Source organism: Ornithinibacter sp. (genome assembly GCF_035443565.1).
GTDB lineage: Bacteria > Actinomycetota > Actinomycetes > Actinomycetales > Dermatophilaceae > Fodinibacter.
The window spans coordinates 1-5,293 of record NZ_DAORSO010000149.1; the positions used below are offsets into that span (position 1 = coordinate 1).

General features: G+C 70.9%; 7 protein-coding genes. 2 read left to right on the forward strand and 5 right to left on the reverse strand.

Going from position 1 to position 5,293, the window contains the following annotated elements:
* Both PLL68_RS12120 and PLL68_RS12125 read left to right on the forward strand, forming a co-directional pair.
* Positions 1-1,287, forward strand: a 1,287-nt coding sequence (locus tag PLL68_RS12120) for an SDR family NAD(P)-dependent oxidoreductase (protein WP_324534424.1), incomplete at its 5' end; no start/stop codon positions are given.
* A gap of 37 nt (positions 1,288-1,324) precedes the next feature.
* The gene (locus tag PLL68_RS12125; RefSeq protein WP_324534426.1) at positions 1,325-2,161 is read left to right on the forward strand and encodes a transglutaminase-like domain-containing protein; all 837 of its coding nucleotides are present in this window, start codon (positions 1,325-1,327) and stop codon (positions 2,159-2,161) included.
* Between the two features lie 9 nt (positions 2,162-2,170).
* Here the strand turns inward: PLL68_RS12125 and PLL68_RS12130 are convergent, their stop codons facing one another.
* The 5 genes from PLL68_RS12130 to PLL68_RS12150 form a co-directional block, all read right to left on the reverse strand.
* Positions 2,171-2,425 carry a hypothetical protein gene (locus tag PLL68_RS12130; RefSeq protein ID WP_324534428.1) on the reverse strand — a complete coding sequence of 85 codons (255 nt, stop codon included), beginning with the start codon at positions 2,423-2,425 and terminating at the stop codon, positions 2,171-2,173.
* Between the two features lie 17 nt (positions 2,426-2,442).
* Entirely contained in the window at positions 2,443-2,688 is a 246-nt protein-coding gene (locus PLL68_RS12135) for a hypothetical protein (RefSeq protein ID WP_324534430.1), read from the reverse strand.
* Positions 2,689-2,839: 151 nt separating this feature from the next.
* On the reverse strand, positions 2,840-3,037 hold the full coding sequence (locus tag PLL68_RS12140) for a hypothetical protein (RefSeq protein ID WP_324534432.1): 198 nt from the start codon (positions 3,035-3,037) through the stop codon (positions 2,840-2,842).
* A gap of 92 nt (positions 3,038-3,129) precedes the next feature.
* Entirely contained in the window at positions 3,130-4,344 is a 1,215-nt protein-coding gene (locus tag PLL68_RS12145; protein ID WP_324534434.1) for an AGE family epimerase/isomerase, read from the reverse strand.
* Positions 4,337-5,182 carry a D-hexose-6-phosphate mutarotase gene (locus PLL68_RS12150; protein ID WP_324534436.1) on the reverse strand — a complete coding sequence of 282 codons (846 nt, stop codon included), beginning with the start codon at positions 5,180-5,182 and terminating at the stop codon, positions 4,337-4,339. Before PLL68_RS12150 ends, PLL68_RS12145 begins: the two co-directional genes overlap by 8 nt.
* Between the last annotated feature and the right edge of the window lie 111 nt (positions 5,183-5,293).

The following is a 5,293-nucleotide window of genomic DNA, read 5'->3' on the forward strand; positions in this document are numbered from 1 at the left end:
CCCCAGCAGGAGGCCGACGCCGCGGTGCTGGCCAGCACCGCCACCGGCTCACCCATGCGCATCGACGACGAGACGCGCGGCATCCCCCTCGTCTCGAGCGCACCCGGCGCCTACGCCGGCGAGCTGAACACCCCTCGCGGCTGCTACATCTGCCACGCCGACTACACCCTCGTCGACGCGTTCTACCACTGGCTCTGCCCGGCCTGCGCCGCCATGTCGCACGCCAAGCGTGATCAGCGCACCGACCTCACCGGCCGCCGCGCCCTGCTCACCGGGGGGCGCGCCAAGATCGGCATGTACATCGCGCTCATGCTCCTGCGCGACGGGGCGCACCTGACGATCACGACCCGCTTCCCGCGCGATGCCGTGCGCCGCTTCACCGAGCTCGCCGACAGCCCGGAGTGGATCGACCGGCTGAAGATCGTCGGCATCGACCTGCGCGACCCCACCCAGGTCATCGCCCTCGCCGACGACGTCGCCGCCGCCGGGCCGCTCGACATCCTCATCAACAACGCCGCGCAGACCGTGCGCCGCAGCCCCGGCTCCTACTCCCACCTCGTTCACGGCGAGAACGAACCGCTCGACACCCACGGGCCCATGCCCGAGCTCGTCACCTTCGACCGGATCAGCGAGGCCCACCCCGCAGCCCTGCTCGGCAGCCTCGCGAAGCACCCCGTCCCCCACGCCGCCCTCGACGCCGCGTCGATGACCAAGCTCGCCCTGCGCGCCGGTCAGGCCAGCCTCGAGGCCCACGTCGCCGGCACGGCCATCGACGCCGGCGGGCTGCTGCCCGACCTCCAGCGCACCAACTCGTGGACCCAGACCGTCTCCGAGGTCGACCCGCTCGAACTGCTCGAGGTGCAGCTCTGCAACTCGACCGCGCCGTTCCTGCTGGTCTCGCGGCTGCGGCCGTCGCTGGCGGCCTCGCCCGCTCGACGCACCTACGTCGTCAACGTGTCGGCGATGGAGGGCCAGTTCTCGCGGCGCTACAAGGGCGCGGGTCACCCCCACACGAACATGGCCAAGGCCGCCCTGAACATGCTGACCCGCACCAGCGCCGCCGAGATGCTCGAGACCGACGGCATCCTCATGACCGCCGTCGACACCGGGTGGATCACCGACGAACGCCCACACGACGAGAAGTTGCGGATCGCCGCCGAGGGCTGGCACGCACCCCTGGACCTCGTCGACGGCGCCGCCCGCGTGTACGACCCGATCGTGCGCGGCGAGGCCGGCGAGGACCTCCACGGCGTCTTCCTCAAGAACTTCGCCCCCCACCCCTGGTGATCGCCGCCACCCGCCATCGACCTCCCCGGAGACACCCGTGAGCACCCAGCAAACCGAATCCGTCACCGTCCGAACCCTGCTCGTCATCCCCGTCGAGGTCGCCGGTCGCCTCGCCGTCTCCGTCGCCGTCGCCGACCACCTCGCCGAGCAGGCGGCGAGCACCGAGTCGGTGACGCTCACGGCATCCGACGGCAGCGCGGTGCCCCATCGCGAGGTGCCGCTCGACCGCGGCATGCGGCTGCACGTCATCGACGCCCCGCAGGGCGAGGTCACGCTGACCTACGACGCGACGGTCGCGGTGGCGGGAGCAGCTACCCCCGAGCAGGTCAGCGACGCCGACGCGTTCACCTACGTGCTGCCCAGCCGCTACTGCCCGAGCGACCGACTCAGCGGGCTCGCGAGCGCCGAGTTCGGGCACATCGAGTCGGATGCCGAGCGCGCTCGCCGGATCGTGTCGTGGGTGCACGACCGCCTCAGCTACACGCCGGGCAGCACGGTCGCGACCGACGACGCCCTCACCCCCCTGCTCGGCGGCCGCGGGGTGTGCCGCGACTATGCCCACCTCGTCGTCGCGCTGGCACGCGCGGTGGGGATGCCGGCGAGGTACGTCTCGGTGTACGCGCCGGGTCTGTCGCCGATGGACGCGCACGCCGTCGCCGAGATCGCCGTCGACGGGCAGTGGTTCCTGTTCGACGCGACCCGGCTCGCCCCACGTCGCTCGATGGTGCGCATCGGGACGGGCAGGGATGCCGCTGACGTCGCCATCCTCAGCAGCCTCGGCGGCGCGAGCGGGCCGACGACGTTCGAGGTCACCGCGACGGCTGCGCCCGGGCTGCCCACCGAGGACCCCGAGGAACTCGTCACCCTGGCCTGACGCCCGCTGTCAGGGCGCTGCGTAGCGCTGCCGCGCAGCCTCGCCCGAGGTTCCGATGGCCTCTCCGACCTCGCGCCAGGAGAGATGCGCTTCTCGAGCGGCACGGACGGCCTCTGCGAGCTCCTTCTCGGCGGCTGCCCGGCGAAAGGCAGCGAGCTTGATCGCCATCAGCGGGGGCACGGGCGCGTCAAAGTCGCCCTCCGCGGGCTCGTAATTCTCGAAGGCGTCAGCGAGCTCATCCGCATGGGCGATGAGATCGGTCAAGGAACGTCGCACGAAAATCACCTCAGATACTTGGCTCGCGCTGGGCGCATGGCGTGTGCGATGGCCAGTTCGCCACCCCACCAGGTGACAACGCCGACCTCGATCAGGACACCCGTCTGGTCTGGGCCGATGAACATCACCATGGAATCTGACTGATGGACGCTGCCGACAGGGAACCGCAGCGCGTGGAGCATGTCGGCCTCAGCCACCCCGTGGCGATGAGCGGACTGCAGGATGATGGGCTCGATCGAGTCACTCTGCACGCGCGACGAGCCTCCATCCCACAAGGTTACTTGGCACAAGTTTTCTTGCCAAGGGGTCCCGCGCCCTCCCCGCAGACGTCACGACTCACCCCTGAGCAGAACCTAGCCCTCACCTCCGACGACCCCGGGTAGGCCCAGCCCTTGACCGCCTTCAGGCGCTCTCATCCTTCTTCTCCACGGGCCGCCTGAGCCAGAGGACGGAGACCGTGAGACACACGATGCCGATGGCGGCAACCCTCAAGGTCAACCAGCTCGCCGTGCCGGTGATGACGTCGTAGATCGCGAAACCCGTGAAGAGGGGACCCACAAAACCCACCGCGCCAAAGAACTTGGGCGCCGTGGGGAACACGTCCCAGTCCCAGAGCGACTTCCGCGGCCTGTCCCGGTAGCGAATCCTGCGCGGGCTGTGCCTGCCCGGTTCACGTCGGCCGAGCACGTGGATCAGACGGCGAGGGGGGTCGTCAGGGCGCCGGTGCAGTGGTAGACATCCGGGCGCCCCGGCCACACCTGGGTGCCTTGGTGCATGTTCTCGTCGAGCTCGTTGCGCCAGGCGCCGTTCTCGTCGATGAAGTAGCGGGCCGCGTGGTCCCACAGCCGCCGGTACCAGCCCTCCCAGTGCTGGTCGCCGGTGCGGCGCAGCAGGTACGCCGCCGCCTGGATGCCCTCGCAGACCGGCCAGTGCAGCCGCACGTCGGCCACGGCGTCGCCCTCCCAGTCGACGGTGTAGACCAGCCCGGGACGGCCGTCGACCTCCCAGCCGCCGTCGAGTGCCCGTCGGGTCAGCCCGTCTGCCGCCTCCACCAGCCACGACGGCGACTCCACGAGCGGTGACTCGTCGAGCTGGAGCAGGAAGCGGGCCCACTCCAGCGAGTGCCCGAACGTCGCGCCGTACGGCCGGAACGGGTGGTTCGGCTCATCGATGTTGTAGTCGGGCAGCACCTGCCAGTCAGCGGTGAAGTGCTCGGGCAGCAGCCAGTCCTGCTCCCGCGCAGCGACGTTGATCAAGCGGTCGGCGATGGCCAACCCGCGACGGTGCCACACGGCATCCCCCGTCGCCGTTCCCATCGCGAGGAACGCCTCGAGGCCGTGCATGTTGGCGTTGGCTCCGCGGTAGTCCTCGCAGTCCGTCCAGTCGGGAGCGAAGGACTCGAGCAGGGTCTGCGTCGACTCGTCCCACAGCCGCGTGTCGATGACCTCGATGACCTGTTCCAGCAGCCCGGCCGCCAGCGGGTGCCCGACCATGAGCGCGTTGGCCGACGCCAGCCCGACGTGCACGTGGTCGTACGTCGCCTTGCGGGTCACGGTGCCCGGCTCGGTGAACCAGCCGCCGTACTCGGTATCGGCGTGCAGCCCGACGAGCGACTCCATGGCGTGGTCGAGCAGCTCGCCGGAACCGGGGATGCCGTGGCGAACCCCGATCGACGAGGCGTACGCCATCCGGGCGGTGAGGAAGAGCTGCGGCGGGCGTCCCGGCATCGGCGAGCCGTCGGCATCCTGGTAGGCGAAGCCGCCGCCGGGCAGGATCGAGGGCAGCGCGAAGGTCAGCACGTCGGCGAATCGGGCGCGCAGCCACTCGCGGTGGCCGGGGGTGTCCAGCCAGGACGGGGCGGGGGACACGGCGGCGGCGTCAGCAGTGGAAGCGGCGGGGTCAGTCATCGGACTCGAGCTCCAGTCGGTAGGTCAGCGTGTGCGACTCCCCCGGGGCGAGGGTCACGGCGTTCTCGAAGACGTTGGCGGCCTCGATGCAGACGAACTGGCTCCAGTCGTCGTCGCCGATGTCGGCCACTTCGCGGGCCTTGGCGTCCCACGGGTTCCAGATGACGAGGTTGCCCGCGCCCTCGGTGCGCACGATGAGGCGGCGCTCCAGCCCCGGGTCGTGCAGCATCACCGGCCCGCTGCTGCGGAACACCGAGTCGGTCTCACCGGCGAACTCGAGGATGCCGTGGTGCACCTTCTCCGTGCCCGTCACCTTGTCGAAGTAGGCGGCGCCGTCCAGGCCCTCGACGGCGATCTCGCGCACGTCGCCGACGGCGAGGTAGGTGTGCAGCGCTTCCTCGATCTCGAAGGGCGCTGGCCCGGTGTTGGTCGTCGTCAACGACACGACGAGGGTGGCGCCGAAGCGCGAGCGAAGCTCCACGGCATACGGCTGCGGGAAGTGCGGCGACGTGGCGTCGTCGGAGGTCAGGCGGTGCACGAAGGTGACCTCGCCGGTGGCTGCGTCCTCGCTGCGGTCGACGAGTGTCCACGGCGCCGTGCGGGCGAACCCGTGCGCCGGCTCCATGCCCGGACGCTGCCCGGCGCCGAACCACGGCCAGCACACCGGGATCCCGGCGCGGATCGACCGCCCCTGCGCCAGACGCACGGCGCTGCTCACGTAGAGCGCCGGCGCCGCCCCCCGCGGTGCCCACCGGGTGACCTGGGCGCCCTGGTCGTGGATCTCCCCGGTGCACGCGGAGGTGTCGACGACGTGCGGCGGCGGCAGTGCGGCATCCATGGGTGCAAACCTAGCGCCGCGACGAGGCCGGCCGCCCATGACTGGACGACCGGCCCCGGATGCCGTGGCGTTGGCGCTCAGACCTCGGCGCGGTCGCGCTCGGCGTCGCTC